The organism is Pseudoalteromonas sp. S1727, assembly GCF_005886375.1.
GTDB lineage: Bacteria > Pseudomonadota > Gammaproteobacteria > Enterobacterales > Alteromonadaceae > Pseudoalteromonas > Pseudoalteromonas haloplanktis.
Map to the genome: position 1 here is coordinate 26,592 of NZ_PNDT01000076.1, position 17,334 is coordinate 43,925.

Here is a 17,334-nt window from a genome sequence, read left to right on the forward strand (position 1 = left end):
GAGCATAATGTTTGTTTGACCGTTATGAAGCCGGCGAACAGGCAGTCTTAGTTCATATCGACTTTCCTAAAGAAGGGGATCGTGAAGATCTTCATGAATTAGAGATGTTGGTATCTTCTGCTGGTGTTAGCAGTTTGGCGGTTGTGCAAGGCAGCCGTCAATCACCACATCCGAAACTATTCGTCGGTACCGGAAAGGCTGAAGAGATCGCTGAGATTGTCAAAATCCACAACGCAGATGTCGTCATTTTTAATCATCAACTCAGACCGTCACAAGAACGCAATTTAGAGCGCGTTTGCCAATGCCGAGTGCTTGATAGAACGACGCTTATTCTTGATATTTTTGCGCAACGCGCACGTACTCATGAGGGTAAGTTGCAGGTTGAACTTGCACAACTGCGTCATATGTCAACTCGCTTGATCCGCGGCTGGACACACCTTGAGCGCCAAAAAGGTGGTATTGGTTTACGTGGCCCAGGTGAAACCCAGCTAGAAACAGATAGACGCTTACTGCGAGTGCGTATTCAAAGCATTCGTGCACGCTTAGAAAAAGTTGCCGTGCAACGTGAGCAGGGTCGTCGTGCTCGCAACCGCAATGAAATCCCAACGGTGTCATTGGTAGGCTATACCAATGCGGGTAAATCGACGTTATTTAACCGTATAACTGACTCTAATGTTTATGCTGCTGATCAGCTATTTGCGACGTTAGATCCAACCTTACGTAAACTTGAAATTGAAGATGTAGGGTCGATTATTTTAGCGGATACTGTAGGCTTTATTCGTCATTTACCCCATGACTTAGTGGCTGCTTTTAAAGCAACACTGACAGAGACTCGTGAAGCAGATTTACAGCTACATGTGGTTGATGTTGCTGATCACCGTCGCAAAGAGAATATAGAACAGGTACAATCGGTTCTTAAAGAAATTGAAGCGGATGAAGTACCACAATTGCTGGTATACAACAAAATTGATGCACTTGAAGATATTCAAGCGCGCATTGATCGGGATGATGAAGGCACCCCGATCAGAGTTTGGTTATCGGCTCACAGTGGTGAAGGATGTGAATTATTATCGCAGGCTATCAGTGAGTTGTTAGCAAAGAAAATGTTTGTACATACGCTTAAATTAGCACCACAATTTGGCCGTTTACGTGCTGCGTTGTTTAATTTAAACGCAGTACATCAAGAAGACTTTGATGAGCAGGGTCAATGGTTGTTAGCTACGCGTATGCCTATGGTAGAATGGAACCGATTGAGAAAAGAGTTTGGTCCTGAAATCGACGCTTTTATTTTGTAATTCGAAAAAACTACCGCACAATGTCATTTTTAGTATGAGAACAGCGGTATTTTTGTTAGATTTAACGTAATTACCTAAATTATTTAGATAACAATGGAGTATAGCTATGGCCTGGAATGAACCGGGTAATAATGGCAATGACAAAGATCCGTGGAACAAAAAAGGCGGACGTGATCAAGGCCCACCTGATTTAGACGAGGTGTTTCGCAAGTTCAGCGGTAAGTTTGGCGGCATATTTGGCGGTAATAAACCCGGCAAAAGTGGCGGTGGACTCGGTGGAGCTGGTCTTTCATTTGTGCTAATTATTGCTGCAATTGTATGGGCATTAAGCGGTATTTATACCGTTAAAGAAGCAGAGCGCGGCATCGTATTACATTTTGGTCAGTTTGACCGTATCGCAGATCCAGGTTTGCGTTGGAAAATGACATTTATTGAAACAGTCGTTCCAGTTGATATTGAAGCAGTTCGTTCATTATCGACATCTGGTTTTATGCTAACCGAAGACGAAAATGTGGTTAGTGTTGAATTTCAGGTGCAGTACCGAGTTATTGACCCTGTATTGTACAAGTTTAGTGTTACTAATGCTGATTCTAGTTTAAAAGAAGCATTAGAAAGTGCACTGCGCTATGTTGTTGGCCATTCTAAAATGGACCAAGTATTAACGAATGGCCGTGAAGTTGTACGTCAAAATACCTGGGACGAACTAAATAAAATTATCGAACCGTATAATTTAGGTTTAATAGTCACGGACGTTAACTTTAAAGATTCACGTCCACCGGCTGAAGTTAAAGATGCGTTTGATGATGCGATTGCAGCACAAGAAGATGAAGAGCGTTTCATTCGTGAAGCGGAAGCTTATGCCCGTGAGATTGAACCGCGTGCTCGTGGTCAAGTAACGCGTATGACGCAAGAAGCTGAAGGTTATGGTGAGCGTGTTATTTTAGAAGCAGAGGGTGAGGTAGCCCGTTTTGAAAAGCTACTACCTGAATATCAAGCTGCTAAAAAGGTAACTCGTGAGCGCTTATACATTGATGCCATGCAAGAAGTGCTCGGTAGCAGCTCGAAAGTGTTAGTCGATGTTAAAGGCGGTAATAACATGATGTATTTACCACTTGATAAAATGATGGAAAAACAAGGTACAGCAACTCGTGTTGCACTACCTAGTTCAAGTGATATCAACGACCTACGCAATAAAGTTAATACATCGCGCAATAGCACTGTGAACTCAAGTTCAGACCGCTTTGGCGCAGATCGCTTTAACGACGGGAGATAAGCGCAATGAAAAACTTTAGTCTAGTTCTATTATTAGCGGCCGTTGTGTTGTCATTTTCGTCAGTGTTTGTAGTACCTGAAGGGCAAAAAGCAATTGTTATGCTCTTTAGTAAAGTACAAAAAGACGACAGTGGTGAAGCAATTGTTTACAACCCTGGCTTACAATTCAAAGTACCTTTCTTTAGCCAAGTACGTCGTATTGATGCGCGTATTCAAACTTTAGATGGCGCACCGGATCGCTTTGTAACCAGTGAGAAAAAAGACTTAATCGTTGACTCGTTCGTGAAGTGGCGGGTAAGTGATTTTAGCGCATTTTATTTACGTGCCCGTGGTGATAAGCAATACGCTGAAGCGCTACTTAAGCAAAAAGTAAACAACGGTCTTCGTACTAATTTTGGTTCACGTACCATCCGTGAGATTGTATCTGGTGAGCGTAGCGAGCTAATGGAAGAAGCGTTAGTCCAAGCCTCTGAAAGTGCTCAAGAGTTAGGTATTGAAGTACTTGATGTACGTGTTAAGCAGATCAATTTACCATCAGAGGTTAGTGATTCTATTTACAAACGTATGCGTGCTGAACGTAAAGCGGTTGCAAATGAACACCGTTCTGAAGGTAATGAAAAAGCAGAAACTATCCGCGCTGAAGTTGACCGTCGGGTAACGGTTATGCTTGCTGATGCAGAGCGTAATGCCCGTGCTGTTCGTGGTGCTGGTGATGCAAAAGCAGCTGCTATTTATGCAGATGCATACAATAAAGACGCTGAATTCTTTAGTTTTGTACGTTCATTAGAGGCTTATAAAAAGACCTTTAAAGATAAGCAAGACGTGATGGTGTTATCACCAGACAGTGACTTCTTTAGATATATGAAAGGTGCTGCTGCGCAGTAATCACTTCTTATATCTAACACAAATCCAAACCCTGTGTATGCAGGGTTTTTCTTTTAGTAAGACAGATTATTGTGAATAACTTAATGTTATTCAACCAGTTAATTTTTATTGTGAGTGATGCACTACGTGCTCGCAGAAAAAATAACCTAAACGGGGTGATCTTTGCCCTCATTATCTGGTAAAATCTCGTCCTAATTTTTTCTAAGTGAATTTACAATGGGTAAAAACGTTGTTGTATTAGGCACCCAATGGGGTGACGAAGGTAAGGGTAAGGTAGTTGACCTCCTTACAGACAAAGCATCTTTAGTAGTTCGTTACCAAGGTGGCCATAACGCAGGTCACACTTTAGTTATCGGCGGTGAAAAGACGGTTTTACACCTTATTCCATCGGGTGTATTACGTGACAATGTTAAATGTGTGATTGGTAATGGTGTTGTTGTATCACCAGAAGCGCTAATGAAAGAGATTGGCATGCTAGAAGAACGTGGCGTACCAGTACGCGAGCGTTTATTAATAAGCGAAGCATGTCCGTTAATCTTGCCTTTCCACATCGCATTAGATGTTGCCCGTGAAAAAGCACGTGGTAACAAAGCGATTGGTACTACAGGTCGTGGTATTGGTCCAGCGTATGAAGATAAAGTCGCTCGTCGTGGTTTACGTATCGGTGATTTATTTAATCCTGAGCTATTCGCAGCGAAGCTTAAAGAAGTATTGGAATATCATAACTTCACTTTAGTTAACTACTACAAAGTAGACGCTGTTGATTTTCAACAAACATTTGATGATGCAATGGCTGTTGCAGATATTCTTAAAGCAATGGTTGTTGATGTTACAGAATTACTTGATCAAACTCGTCTTGCTGGCGACAACATCTTATTTGAAGGTGCACAAGGTACATTACTTGATATCGATCACGGTACTTACCCATACGTAACCTCTTCAAATACCACTGCCGGTGGTGTTGCGACAGGCGCAGGTTTTGGTCCATTAAACCTTGATTACGTTCTGGGTATTATCAAAGCTTACACAACGCGTGTTGGTTCTGGTCCTTTCCCAACAGAGCTTTACGATGGCCTTGAAAAGCAAGACCCAGTAGGTAAGCACTTAGGTACTGTTGGCCATGAATTTGGTGCGACAACAGGTCGTTTGCGTCGTACTGGTTGGTTAGATGCAGTAGCAATGCGCCGTGCAGTGCAAATCAACTCAATTACAGGCTTCTGTTTAACGAAGCTTGACGTATTAGATGGTTTAGAGACGCTTAAAATCTGTACTGGTTATCAGTTAGAAGACGGTACTGTTACTAACGTAACGCCACTTGCTGCTGAAGGTTACGAGAAAGTAACTCCAGTGTATGAAGAAATGCCAGGTTGGTCTGAAAATACAGTAGGTGCTACTTCTGTTGAGCAGTTACCACAAGCTGCACTTGATTACATCAAGCGTATTGAAGAAATCACAGGTGTACCTGTTGATATTATTTCTACAGGTCCTGATCGCGTAGAAACTATGGTACTACGCAGCCCATTTGCGTAATAAGCAATTGCACTAAAAAAGCTGCCTAGAGCAGCTTTTTTTGTGGCTGTTTTTCAGCTTTATTACAAATAAGCCTAGATAAATTTCATTCTGGAACGATCTTTGTATAAACTTTAACAAGATGGTTTTAATTAAAGTGACCTAAATGCGTTTGTTAACTTGTTTATCAATAGTGCCGCTCTCTATGTTGTTGGCAAGCTTCGCTAAAGCGGAGGAACCGCTGACTGCCGTACCTTTATACACAGAAACAGAGCTGTTAGCACTGATCAATAAAAATGCCCATTTAGCGCGGGTAAAGGCAGATGATTGCCAGTTAGTGCAAGATATCGAAGCACGAGCCAATAAAATGGCATTGCCTTCTTATCAATTCCTATATGGCGACATGTTAGCGTATGCGGTGTGTGTTGATCGTAATGTGGAATTGGGTGTGTATTATATGCGTCAGGCAGCTCAGCAAGGCTTAGCGGCTGCATTAGAGCAACTTGGTCGTTACTATGATACTGGCCGTTTAGTGCAAAAAGACAAAGCACTGGCTATAACTTACCTGCGCGAAGCTGCGGCACAAGGTAACTTGAAGGCACAATTACGCTTAGTAAATTTGTTTAATCAAGGCTTTGGTAGTCCACGCGATTATGAAGATGCGTATCGTTGGCTCTTCCATGCCATGGTGGCAGACAAGGCAACTCACCAAAAGATTGAACGATCACTTGCTCAACTGGCGCAAAAAATGCCAGACAGCGTAGTGGCACGCGCACGTTTACCTATGTAGGTGTGAATTGAATAGCTAGCGAGTTAGAAAGGATACAGTTAGCGAGTTGAAAGTAAAAGGGCTAGGTGTAATACCTAGCCCTTTTTGTTTACTCTTTTATTTCTTTAGATTGTTTAGGCTCTTTGTTTTTACCATTGTTGGGGTCTTTTAACACCGACATTTTCGGTGGCTGCATTGCAATAATACGCTCACCTTGTTGTGGCGGTTTCTCCATATTTATCGTAAATGGACGCAGCTTTAACGGTGAATCTTCATCGCTATCTTTATCCCCATTAATAATAAATAATGGGATCGCATCAGGATTCATCTCCTGATATTTCTCCCAACTAAACTCTTCTGAAATGCGTGTGGCACTCACTTTACCGCCTTTTGCTATAAGGCTACTTAAACGAGCATATGAACCACTATCACCAAATAGTATTTGGCGAGATAAAAATGTGGCGCTGTCTTTATTTGCCTTAGCATGTGAGGTTGAAGAACGCAGTGAAAACACGTTTTTCTCATTCAATAAATGTGAAAAATACTGCACACCTAATGCGTTGTGGTGGCGATTAGGCGATAGCGCCATAACACTACGAATAGTGGTTAATGGTAGGTAGCGCTCAGCATGCTCTGACTGCGGGTTGCCATAGTAACAAGCAAGGCCGTCCATACGTGCCATTTTGCAGTTTTCCCAAGCAGGATCAGATAAATGCACTGGAATATTTTGCTCTTTTAAGCCACAAGCAATGGCGCGAGCAACATGGTTAGCACCTATTATTAAGATAGTATTAGGTGAAGGTTGGCGTACACCCAATAATTTAGCGATTGGAATAGCCGTTAAACTTTGCAAAACCACAGTAATAATGATCACAGTAAAAATTAGCGGGACTATTTTTTCTGCGTCGGCGACGCCTGCTTCCATCATACTTAGCGCAAATACCGAGCCTACTGCAGCGGCAACAATCCCCCGAGGCGCTATCCATGACAGCACTAGACGAGACTTTATTGGCAGCTCTGTACCAAATGTTGAAACAGCAATACACAGTGGACGTGCAACAAACAGCACTATTGCTAAAAAGATAAACACATCAGCATCAAGCATCATTAAATCCGAGAGCTCTAAACGTGCTGCAAGCAAGATAAATAAGGTCGAAATTAAGATCATAGACAGATCTTCTTTAAACTCTAAAACAGAATCAATTTCTAAATCATCTTGATTTGCTAGCCAAATACCAAATACTGTAACCGCCAGTAAGCCAGATTCATGGCTTAAATGATTTGAAATTGTAAAGCTGATCAATACCAGCGCTAAGATGCCAAACTTATGTAATTCAAATGGTAGCCATTCACGGCGGATCAATAAAGTTGTTAACCAGCCAGCAACTACACCAATTGACAAGCCCACCCCTAAGGTTTTGAATAAGGCGATAATAGTGTGTAAAAACACTTCACCTTGACCAACAAGCATGACAGCTTCAAATACTAATACCGCAAATAAAGCACCGATTGGGTCGATAACAATGCCTTCCCAGCGCAAAATTCGGTCTATATCTTGAGTCGGCCGCATTGAATTTAATAGCGGGGCTATTACAGTAGGCCCTGTTACAACTAAAACAGCACCAAGTACTGCGGCAACACGCCAGTTTAGTTCTAAAATCCAATATGCACTTAGGCTGATGACGATACAAGTGGCAATCATCCCTATTGAGCAGAGGTTCCTGACTACCTTGCCAATACCTTTGAGTTCACGAAAGTGCAGTGTTAATGAACCTTCAAATAAGATCACTGCAACACTGAGAGAGACCACTGGAAATAGTAAATCACCAAGTAGTGCATCGGGATCTAATAGACCCGTAGCAGGCCCTAGTAGCAGGCCTGTAAGCAACAAAAATAAAATAGCTGGGACACGAAAACCCCATGCTACCCATTGAGCGAGAACCGAGCATAGCGCGATCCCTGCGATATAAATAGCTGACATAGATGATGCATTCCTTATTTATTACTGCAGTGTGGAGTAACATTTTAGAGACTAATGATACAGGGGTATACACGTGTATGTTATTTTTTCCTAATAGAATTTTAGCTGTTTATGAAGTTATTTGTGGAAGAAATGAAAATTAACTGCGTTTAAAATAATCAAAATGAAGTAAAGTTAACATAACCTATTGATAAATATGTATTTTAAAATTTTTTAGGATGAATAATAAGCCAGCCGGACGAAATGTAGCCTTGATCTCTCCCCTAAAATTAGCGTATTATAGTTAGTGTTCAAACAATTAGTTATCTAATTAGTTATTTTTTAGAACTAAGCGAATACATATAGTTATTTTTAAGTCGCGATTTATTTCAATGGCTTAGATTGAGGTTACTATATTTATATGCTTAAAAATTAACTTTTAATTGTTTGGAACACAATTTGTATAATTTTACTCACTTTTAGTAGTTAGTTAATTTGAACAAAAATTACCTTTTGGTGATTTATTTAGTTTGAGTTGAACTGTTACTTGCTCAATATTTGACACCCATCGTGGTGAGCAAATCTCGGTCCTTGAGTCATCACCCTATCTGTTGGTGTACCAGACTCTAGAGGCTCTATGTATGTTGTTAATAAAAAAGCCTCACACAGCTTTTTACAGCGATGCATAAACAACACTTTTTTATTTACTTTATAACTGTTCAGTCTTAATGATTGAGCTAAAGTTATGCTATACCTATTGCTTAGTAAACATACTGAGTGAATGTTTTTGGCTGAGTATTTAAAAGTGCAGAATGAAAGTGAGTGAAATGGAACGTACACATTGTTAACTCGTAATCTAGTGTAGTGCTAGGTGATTGTTTTCATACTTACCCTACTAAAGGGTAAAACACAGTTAAAATGGAAAGTTGAACATTTATGCAAAAGTTAAATTGGCGACGTATCGTATTAAAAGTAGGTAGCGCATTAATTGCACCGGATCAAGATGGCTGCCGCTCGCGTTATTTATTAACCATCGCTCAGTTTATTGTTCGTTGTCGTAGTCAAGGAATTGAAGTGATTTTAGTTTCGTCAGGCTCAGTTGCTGCTGGCGCGCATTTATTTCCTGCTCAGCAAGAGCGTACTGTGGTAATGAAAAAAGCCATGGCAGCGGCAGGCCAAACAGAAATGATGGCAATGTGGGACCGCTTTTTTGACTTCCCATCAGCACAAATTTTATTAACTCATGGTGATTTACGCGACCGTGAGCGCTATCAAAGTATTCGAGAAACCGTGTTTACCTTACTTGAGCATGGTGTGCTGCCTATCATGAATGAAAATGATACGGTGACCACAGATGATTTAAAGGTGGGTGATAACGACAATTTATCGGCGATGGTGGCAGCGGCCGCAGATGCTGATGCATTAATGATTTTTTCAGATGTAGATGGGCTTTATGATAAAAACCCGAACTTACATGATGATGCGGTGTTATTGCCTGAAATTAAATCAATTGATGATTCAATCTATGCTATGGCAGGATGTGCTACCAGCGCGGTTGGTACCGGTGGGATGAAAACTAAAATTGAAGCGGCAGAAAAAGCCACTTCACACGGAATTACTACGTACATTATTAACGGTTTTAAAGAGAAAACATTTACACAACTACTGGAAGGCGAAAACCCAGGAACTATTTTCTTGCCGTATGAAAAACCAATGCAAGAAGCTGTGCACTGGATGACACATACAGCAAATGAGCAAGGTGAAGTTGTTGTTGAAGGTTCATTTGATGAATCTCTAGAGGGTGAAACAGGCTGTATTCGAGGTGATGAAATTGTTGCTGTACATGGTGAGTTTGCGGTTGGTGATACCATTTTAGTTCGCAGCAATGATGGTACTCGATTAGCTAAAGCGACCGCTAATTACAGTAGTTGTTTATTGAATTTTATAGCTGATAACGAACAAAGCGAATTTAGCGACAAAATGCAAGATTCGATCGGTCCCGTTATTTCAGAAAAAGATATCGCATTATTGGAGAAGTCATGAGTTTAATTACGGATATTTCACGTCAAGCAGCAAAAGCGGCACATCAGTTAGCCTTACTCGATACCGAGACCAAAAATCAGGTGCTACTAGAAATGGCTGCGGCACTACGTGCGCAAAAAGCCTTTATCATTAAAGAAAATGAAAGTGATTTAGCTGCTGCGCGCGATAATAATTTAGCAGCATCAATGGTTGACCGTTTGACGCTCAATGATGAACGTATCGAAGCGATGGCGGAAGGCATCGAAGTGATTGTAAGTCTTGATGATCCTGTGGGTCAATTACGTGATATCACAGAGCGTCCAAATGGTATTAAAATTCGTAAGATGCGCGTACCGCTGGGTGTTGTTTGTATGATTTATGAAGCGCGTCCAAATGTAACTGCCGACGCAGGTGCTTTGTGCTTTAAGTCAGGTAATGGTGTAATTTTACGTGGTGGTAAAGAGGCACTTAAAAGCTCGCAAGCAATAGCCAGCGTAATGCACAGCGTACTCGAGCAGCATAATTTGCCTACAGCATTAATTTCAGTTATCCCAGATCCAGATCGCGGTTTATTAATGGAGCTTATGCAGCAGCGCGACAGCATTGATTTAATCATTCCACGCGGTGGTGAAGGCCTTATTAATTTTGTGACAGAGAACAGCACGATCCCTGTGATCCAACACTTTAAAGGTGTGTGCCATTTATACGTCGATAAAGATGCCGATCTTGAAGTGGCTATTAACTTACTACTGAATGGTAAAACCCAGCGCACCGGTGTATGTAATGCATTAGAGGGCTTAGTGGTTCATCAAGATATTGCTGATGAATTTTTAAATCTATGTGCTGTTGTATTACGCCAAGAAGGGGTAAAAATTAATGCAGACAGCCAAGCTGCACAGTATTTTGATAATGCAACCGTACTTACAGCGGAGCAATTTGGTGAAGAATACCTAGATTTAGAAATCGCAATTCGCGTTGTACCAGACTTTGCCGGTGCCATTGACCATATTGCACAATTTGGTTCAAACCATACCGAAGTGATTTGTACTAAAAATCAAGCTGCCGCTGAGTTATTCCAACGTAGTGTTGATGCTTCAGTCGTAATGGTAAATGCGTCGTCACGCTTCTCAGATGGCTCACAGTTAGGTTTAGGTGCAGAGATTGGTATCGCAACGTCAAAATTGCACGCTTACGGCCCAATGGGCTTAGAGTCACTTACCACAGAAAAATACTTAGTGAATGGTGAAGGCCAAGTACGCGAATAAGCCTTAAGTTAATGCGCGGCTTTAGCTAGCTATAACGAGTAAAAATAATACCGGGCAATTAATTAGCTCGGTATTATTTTGCCAATTTTTTAAGCCAATCACTAGCAGGCTCAGGCCTATGTAGATGGTAGCCTTGTAAAATCATATTTGGGTAGGCTTGCAATAATTCAAAGTGCTCATCGCCTTCAACCCCCTCAGCAACCACTTCTAAATCAAATAAATTCCCTAAGCTGACGATCATATCAATGATAAGTTTATCATTTTTATTAGTGGGTGCTTCAAATACAAATGATTTATCAATTTTAAGTTCATGGATCGGCAGTTGTTTTAAATAGGTGAGGCTTGAATAGCCAGTACCAAAATCATCAATCGATAATCTAACACCTAATTTTTTTAATTGATGTACAGCGGCAATTGCTGCTTCCATGTGATTAAGTAATGTACCTTCAATGATCTCTATTGTCAGTGTTTTAGGATTAATTTCACTATTGTTGATCTGCTCTGTTATAAAACTTAGAAAACGGTTTTCGTGAAAGTGCCGGCCGCTAATGTTGATTGATAAACTCAGTTGTGGGTGTTGCTTGTTTACTTTAGCTAATAGGGCTAATGCTTGTTGAGTAACCCAGCAGTCTAAGTCAAAAATAATATCGGATTCTTCAGCAATTGGAATAAACTCAGCGGGGCTAATAAATCCTTTACTAGAATGCTCCCAACGTAATAATATTTCGGCCCCTTTTAATTGCTGTTGGCGATCAAATTGAGATTGTAAGTAAAGGGTGAGCTCATTTTGATTAATAGCTTTACGTAAATCTTGTTCAATTTCAAAGCGCCGTTTTGCTTGCTCGCCAAACGATGTGTCAAATGAGGTGATACGGTTACCGCCTTTTTCTTTGGCTTTATAGCACGCGGCTTCACAGTTTCGAATGGTTTCTATGGCTGATTCACGCACTTCCATATGCGGAAATAAATAGCTACCAATACTGACCGTTAAAGTTATTTGCTCGCTATCAATCTCAAATGGCTGACTGATAACTTGCAATAACTTTTGCGCTTTACTTTCAGCTAGCGATTGTGCACGTATACGGCCGCACCCTTTGTTTGCAGTACTCAAAACGGCAAACTCATCACTACCAAGGCGTGCAATCACATCATTATTATCAATACATTTATCAATTCTACTCGCAAGCTCTTTTAAAACGGTATCTCCAGCAAGTAAACCTAAGCCATCATTTATGGAATGAAAGCTGTCAATATCAATAATATAAATATACGCATAACAGTGCTCGGTATAAGATTGGCGTAGCTGTAAATCGAGCTGTTTTAAAAAATTATTGCGATTGGGAAAGCCTGTTAATTCATCGTGCCAGGTTAAATAATCGATCCGCTCTTGAGTTACCTTTACACTGGAGATATCACTAAATACACCAATAAAATTGACGTTAGTGTCGGCGTCATTTTTCACCATACTTAGGGTTAATAATTCAGGATATAACTCGCCATTTTTACGACGCGTGACAAGTTCGCCACTCCAGTAACCAGCATTACTTGCATGTTGCCAAATATCAGCAAAGCTCATTTCTGGGAGGTTATTTTGTTTAACATCTTTGAGTGGTGTATTTAAGGCTTCACTTTCGCAAAAGCCAGTAATACGGCAAAAAGAAGGGTTGACTGCAATGATGATCCCTTGGCTATTAGTGATTACCACACCATCTGCGGTACTGGTTAACGCTTGATAAAAAAGCTTTTGTTTGGCAGACAGTTTTTTAAGCTCAGTTTCGCGCTTGTTTAATTCACTGGCGAGCTTTTCAATTTCTAATAATTTATCGTGTAGGTCAAAGTTTTTTTCGATCAAGCGATCTAGCATACCTTGTACAGTGATATGAGTACGAACACGGGCACGTACCAGGGCTAATTTATAGGGTTTGTGAATATAATCTACCGCGCCCAGTTCAAAGCCTTGTTCTTCAGAGTCTTCATCAGTGAGTGCCGTGACAAAGATAATTGGAATACCTTTGGTATGTTGGTTACTTTTGAGAATTTTACATACTTCATAACCATCCATATCAGGCATCATAATATCAAGAAGGATCAAATCTGGGCGAGTTGTTTTAACAAACTCAATAGCTTTAGGGCCGCTTATAGAAACGCGCACATCATAATCAGACAACAAACCTTCAACCAATATATGTAAGTTGCTAGGCTCATCATCAACAATTAAAATTAAGGGTTTTTGTTGCTCATTAGTCACCAGTAAACCGGTTATTAATTGTTCTTTAGATAGCACGTTAAATTCTTCTTTTAGTGTGTAACTATATAAAAGTAGTCCACTGTTCCTGTTCTTGTCTAATTTTCTAGCTCTTTAAATATTGTTTAATTAGTGCCTGCGTAACTGGAAAATTAAACTGCTCAAGGGAGTCCTTTATTGCACTCAAATGTGGGTCGTCGCCGGACTTTTTAATGTGATCTGTTAATTGCTGGCGTAGCTTTGCTGAAATAGGCCGCGCTGCTTGAGTGTCTAACAATATCATTTTTAAATAATCAGTTTGGATTATGGTATTTGGGTCTATTTGTGGCGTCACTTCTAATTGTTTGGTTAGTAAATATTGATCGATAGCACATAATGAAAGTGTAAAGCTCTGTTCGAAAGCATTAAAATCGACCCTGGCTTGCTCCTTTATCTCGGTTTTCAAAGTCTGTGTAGCATGGGTTAGTTGTTCAAGCCCTAATGTACCAACTAAACCAGTTAAAGTGTGTAAGGCTCGGCGCAGTTCTAGGTGGTGATGTTGAGCATAAAGCTGTTTAATGGTCGGTATAAAGTCAGTATAGTCATCTTTAAAGCGCTGATACAGTGTATTTAGTAGTTCTTCATTAAAATCTAAGTTCTCTAAAGCTACCGCAGGGTTGAGTAACAGTGGTTGTGGATTATGGCCAAAATCAATGGTTTTATGGGCAGTAACGGTAAAAGGTAAAGTGAATGAAAACGCAGAACCTTGGTTTGCAACGCTGTGAACTAGAATTTCCCCACCGAGTAATTTAACGAGTTTTTGGCTAATGGTTAAGCCTAAGCCGGTACCGTTAAATTGGCGGTTTATATTATTATTCCCTTGATGAAAAGGGTTAAAAATCTCTTGTAATTTATCAGCTTCAATACCGATACCTGTATCCTCAACGGTAAAACGTAAAGTAATGATTTGATGTTGTTGAGCCACCGTTTCGATAAATAGCTTAACTTCACCTTGGTCGGTGAACTTAACGGCGTTATCAATTAATGCATACAGTATTTGACGGAGTCTAGCTGCATCTCCATTAAGAGGTTGTTTTTGATCAGTATGGCAGGTGATTGTTAGCTTTATATTTTTCTTTTTAGTAATACTCGCAAAAGAAGTATTTAAACTTTGTGTAATGTCTATGAGTGTAAAAGGAGTGCTTTCTAGCTTTAAGCGTCGAGCATCAAGTCTGGCAAAGTCGAGAATATTATTGAGAATTCCAAGTAAGTTATTGGCGCTGTATAATGCTCTACTTACATGATTTTGTTCATGTTTACCAATGTCAGACTCTTGAAGTAATTGCAGCATACCTAAAATACTATTCATGGGGGTTCGTAGTTCGTGGCTAATATTGGCAACAAAGTCACTTTTTGCTTTGTTGGCCTTCTCGGCTTGCTCTTTCGCGAGCATCAATGCTGCATTGATATCTTTCAACTGCACATTAAGTTGCTGTGTTTCTATGAGCAACTTATTACTTTGCTGATTTTTTCGATATAGCGCATTAGCAGCTTTTATGGCACTGGTAATTTCGTTTTTTTGGTTGGGCTCGTCCAGCTCAGTGGTGAGCCTGTCATTATTCATATCTTCAAGTAAAAGTGTTAATTTGCTGATTGGAATAATAATTGCCCTAGCGATAAATAAGCTAACAACAATAATTAATACCACAATAATCAGCCCAAAAGCTCTAGACTGCTTAGCTGTTTGCGCTAGGCGGTCGGTTAGCTGTTGTTGGGCCTGGCTTAATGTTGCTTTTTCACTGTTATTAATTTGTTTAGTCAGATAAAGCAGTTCGTTAGCAATACCGGTTAATACAACATTAAAAGAGTAAATATAGCCCCTAGTTAATAATGTGAGTTGATTATAAGCACGGCGGATATTGAGTATGTCGATTGCAAACTCAGCTGCGGGTGCTTGCATGTTTACGAGTGCAATATTAGCCAGTTGTGCTTGCAGGGTTGTAATTTTAGTTGTGATGATTTGTGAGGCATCATAATGAGGGGTACGTAAATAAGTTAATGCCGCGTGTTCGATAGTGGATAAAGTGAGTTTAGCTTCGGCGTAATATGTTTTATCTTTTTGCTCAGCCTGTAGTTTTAAAGCATCGAGTTTATTATTAAGTAATGTAACTGAGAGCTTAAATTGATCATTGAATAACGTTTCACGGTTAGTTTGAATTTTAACGACTTGTTCGAAGGTGTTGTTGTAGTTAATTAAGTGATCCTCAAGGCGGCCCATTATAGATTGATATTGATGTTGCGCTGTTTTACTTGAAAAGGTGATTAGATTTTGTTGTGCTTGGTTATGAAAACGTTTGAAGTTGTTAATGGCGTTTGGTGTCGCATGATCAACATATTCCACAACCTGACCTTGCAGTGAAATAACATTATTCTCAAGGCTTGTTGTGAGCGCTGTTTTCATTAACGCATCATTTTGTAAAAAGAGTAACTTGGTTAATGAGCTTTGTGCTCGCTCAAAAAAATAGCTTTGCAGCAATAATAAGCAAATTAAAATACTGAGGGTAATGGTAATTTTTGATTTGATCGAGTGCAGCATCATTAGCGGCTAATTAACTCATACCACTTTTGCAAGCTGTAATCGTAAGTTGGCATTACTGTATTCCATACTGCTACGTTACTTAAACGCGTTAAATAACTACCGCCACTTCTGCTACTCCCTGCGAGCACGGAAATCTTCCCTTGGGTATTTTGTAAATCTTGGGTTGCTTGCTTTCCCTCGTACCAATATTGCCACTCAGCATCACTTAGCAATGGCTTAGAGCGCTGTGGGTTACTAATATAATAGCCTTGACGCGCTATAAATGCACCTGGCCAACCAGATAGCCACCAATTCATATAATCATACGCTGCATCTTCTGCGTTATTAGCGACTTGAGATGATAAACACATTACTCCATGCCAACCTCTATACCCTTCCTTTGGGGCGGCAAAACGAACGTTGACACCTTGGCTATTTAGGCTTTCGACTGCAGGAGAAAACATACTTTCAATATAGGCACGGTTATTACGCATAAACTCAACTGACTCAGGTACCGAGTTCCAATAACCGCAAAAATGATCTTGTTTTTTATAATCGAGTAAAATAGCAAAAAGTTGGTCCAGTTCATTGCGGCTCATGGCGCCAATATCATGAAATTTTATTAACCCTTTACTTTGAGCTGCTAACGCTAAGTCAAACACGCCAATCGAAGGGGCGTTAACAATCGCCACTTTCCCGCGATTTTCTTCATTTAATAGCCATGACCAACTTTCAGTTTCATAAGCTGTGCCTAGCGGAATATGATCGGTGTTATAACCAAATGAATCTACGTTATGAACATAGGGTAAATAACTAATGAGGTCACTTTCAGTGCTGCTTAAGGTCCCATCATCTTGAATGTTTAACAGTTTATAGGGCGCATCGCCGGCACCTAAAGACGCGTTAGGTGTTAACTTGCCAGTTTTGGTAAGAGCATTGATTTCAGAAAAGTGGCTAATACGTTTTTTATCAATTGCCTGAATACTCCCCGCATTCCACAATACATTAATACTGTTTGACCATTGTTCGTATAAATCAAAAGAGCTTGGATCCATTGAGGCTTTTTGCAAAACAGCAGCACTGCCTGCGGGTTGAAATTTAATATCGATACCTAAATCAGCCATGGCTTGTTGACGAATAGCTTCTTGCAAAGTGACATGAGTACCCAATACACGTAGCGTCACTTTTTTACGAGCAAAGACATAAGGAGCATGAGTAATAATACTTGCTGTGACTCCTAACGTGGCAATTTTCTTTAGTGTTGCTCGCTTAGGAAGATCCATAATTTAATCAATATCAATTGGCTAATATTTAGGTATAGCTAAGTATTAGCAATTGCTCAAGATTTAAGTATTTAATTGGTATAAAAGATTGTTGGAATTAGTATTTGATGAGGATGAAATAAACGTTTAAAAAGATGATAAATAAGAAGAGTAGGAAAGTGGTGGAGCTAAGCAGGATCGAACTGCTGACCTCCTGCGTGCAAGGCAGGCGCTCTCCCAGCTGAGCTATAGCCCCACATTCCTAAAGTTACGAATTTCGTAACCCACTTCAT

The 17,334-nt window shown here is 40.2% G+C and carries 11 protein-coding genes and 1 tRNA gene; 7 read left to right on the forward strand and 5 right to left on the reverse strand.

Going from position 1 to position 17,334, the window contains the following annotated elements; genetic code table 11:
• Nucleotides 1–11: 11 nt before the first annotated feature.
• The 5 genes from hflX to CWB85_RS16005 all read left to right on the forward strand — a co-directional run bounded on the left by hflX (nucleotide 12) and on the right by CWB85_RS16005 (nucleotide 5,751).
• Nucleotides 12–1,295, forward strand: coding sequence for a ribosome rescue GTPase HflX (hflX, locus tag CWB85_RS15985; protein WP_016709129.1), 1,284 nt, complete (start codon nucleotides 12–14; stop codon nucleotides 1,293–1,295).
• 106 nt (nucleotides 1,296–1,401) lie between these two features.
• Nucleotides 1,402–2,568 carry an FtsH protease activity modulator HflK gene (hflK, locus tag CWB85_RS15990; protein ID WP_016709130.1) on the forward strand — a complete coding sequence of 389 codons (1,167 nt, stop codon included), beginning with the start codon at nucleotides 1,402–1,404 and terminating at the stop codon, nucleotides 2,566–2,568.
• Nucleotides 2,569–2,573: 5 nt separating this feature from the next.
• Nucleotides 2,574–3,452 carry a protease modulator HflC gene (hflC, locus tag CWB85_RS15995; protein WP_016709131.1) on the forward strand — a complete coding sequence of 293 codons (879 nt, stop codon included), beginning with the start codon at nucleotides 2,574–2,576 and terminating at the stop codon, nucleotides 3,450–3,452.
• A 216-nt stretch (nucleotides 3,453–3,668) separates the two neighbouring features.
• Nucleotides 3,669–4,982 carry an adenylosuccinate synthase gene (locus tag CWB85_RS16000; protein WP_016709132.1) on the forward strand — a complete coding sequence of 438 codons (1,314 nt, stop codon included), beginning with the start codon at nucleotides 3,669–3,671 and terminating at the stop codon, nucleotides 4,980–4,982.
• A 145-nt stretch (nucleotides 4,983–5,127) separates the two neighbouring features.
• Nucleotides 5,128–5,751: a tetratricopeptide repeat protein gene (locus tag CWB85_RS16005; protein WP_016709133.1), complete on the forward strand. Its 624-nt coding sequence runs from the start codon at nucleotides 5,128–5,130 to the stop codon at nucleotides 5,749–5,751.
• Between the two features lie 88 nt (nucleotides 5,752–5,839).
• Here CWB85_RS16005 and CWB85_RS16010 read toward each other — a convergent pair whose 3' ends face one another.
• Nucleotides 5,840–7,711, reverse strand: a complete 1,872-nt coding sequence (locus tag CWB85_RS16010) for a cation:proton antiporter (protein ID WP_138555426.1) — start codon at nucleotides 7,709–7,711, stop codon at nucleotides 5,840–5,842.
• Between the two features lie 915 nt (nucleotides 7,712–8,626).
• Between CWB85_RS16010 and proB the strand changes: the two genes are divergently transcribed.
• Together proB and CWB85_RS16020 are read left to right on the forward strand one after the other, a co-directional pair.
• A complete protein-coding gene (gene proB / locus CWB85_RS16015; protein WP_016709135.1) occupies nucleotides 8,627–9,733 on the forward strand; it encodes a glutamate 5-kinase in 1,107 nt (368 codons plus the stop codon).
• Nucleotides 9,730–10,977, forward strand: a complete 1,248-nt coding sequence (locus CWB85_RS16020; protein WP_016709136.1) for a glutamate-5-semialdehyde dehydrogenase — start codon at nucleotides 9,730–9,732, stop codon at nucleotides 10,975–10,977. The genes proB and CWB85_RS16020 overlap by 4 nt, the downstream gene beginning before the upstream one ends.
• A 73-nt stretch (nucleotides 10,978–11,050) precedes the next feature.
• On the opposite strand, the gene CWB85_RS16025 is transcribed toward CWB85_RS16020, so the two are convergent.
• From CWB85_RS16025 to CWB85_RS16040, 4 genes are all read right to left on the reverse strand, one after another.
• Nucleotides 11,051–13,261, reverse strand: coding sequence for a two-component system response regulator (locus CWB85_RS16025; protein WP_249314892.1), 2,211 nt, complete (start codon nucleotides 13,259–13,261; stop codon nucleotides 11,051–11,053).
• 67 nt (nucleotides 13,262–13,328) lie between these two features.
• On the reverse strand, nucleotides 13,329–15,800 hold the full coding sequence (locus CWB85_RS16030) for a hybrid sensor histidine kinase/response regulator (RefSeq protein ID WP_138555427.1): 2,472 nt from the start codon (nucleotides 15,798–15,800) through the stop codon (nucleotides 13,329–13,331).
• On the reverse strand, nucleotides 15,800–17,062 hold the full coding sequence (locus tag CWB85_RS16035; protein ID WP_016709139.1) for an ABC transporter substrate-binding protein: 1,263 nt from the start codon (nucleotides 17,060–17,062) through the stop codon (nucleotides 15,800–15,802). Before CWB85_RS16035 ends, CWB85_RS16030 begins: the two co-directional genes overlap by 1 nt.
• 159 nt (nucleotides 17,063–17,221) lie before the next feature.
• Nucleotides 17,222–17,297 (reverse strand) — tRNA-Ala (locus CWB85_RS16040).
• Nucleotides 17,298–17,334: the final 37 nt, after the last annotated feature.

Coding starts and splice junctions, on each gene's coding strand:
- hflK (WP_016709130.1), top strand. CDS start 1,402: ATGGCCTGGAATGAACCGGGTAATAATGGCAATGACAAAGATCCGTGG.
- hflC (WP_016709131.1), top strand. CDS start 2,574: ATGAAAAACTTTAGTCTAGTTCTATTATTAGCGGCCGTTGTGTTGTCA.
- CWB85_RS16000 (WP_016709132.1), top strand. CDS start 3,669: ATGGGTAAAAACGTTGTTGTATTAGGCACCCAATGGGGTGACGAAGGT.
- CWB85_RS16005 (WP_016709133.1), top strand. CDS start 5,128: ATGCGTTTGTTAACTTGTTTATCAATAGTGCCGCTCTCTATGTTGTTG.
- CWB85_RS16010 (WP_138555426.1), bottom strand. CDS start 7,711: ATGTCAGCTATTTATATCGCAGGGATCGCGCTATGCTCGGTTCTCGCT.
- proB (WP_016709135.1), top strand. CDS start 8,627: ATGCAAAAGTTAAATTGGCGACGTATCGTATTAAAAGTAGGTAGCGCA.
- CWB85_RS16020 (WP_016709136.1), top strand. CDS start 9,730: ATGAGTTTAATTACGGATATTTCACGTCAAGCAGCAAAAGCGGCACAT.
- CWB85_RS16030 (WP_138555427.1), bottom strand. CDS start 15,800: ATGATGCTGCACTCGATCAAATCAAAAATTACCATTACCCTCAGTATT.
- CWB85_RS16035 (WP_016709139.1), bottom strand. CDS start 17,062: ATGGATCTTCCTAAGCGAGCAACACTAAAGAAAATTGCCACGTTAGGA.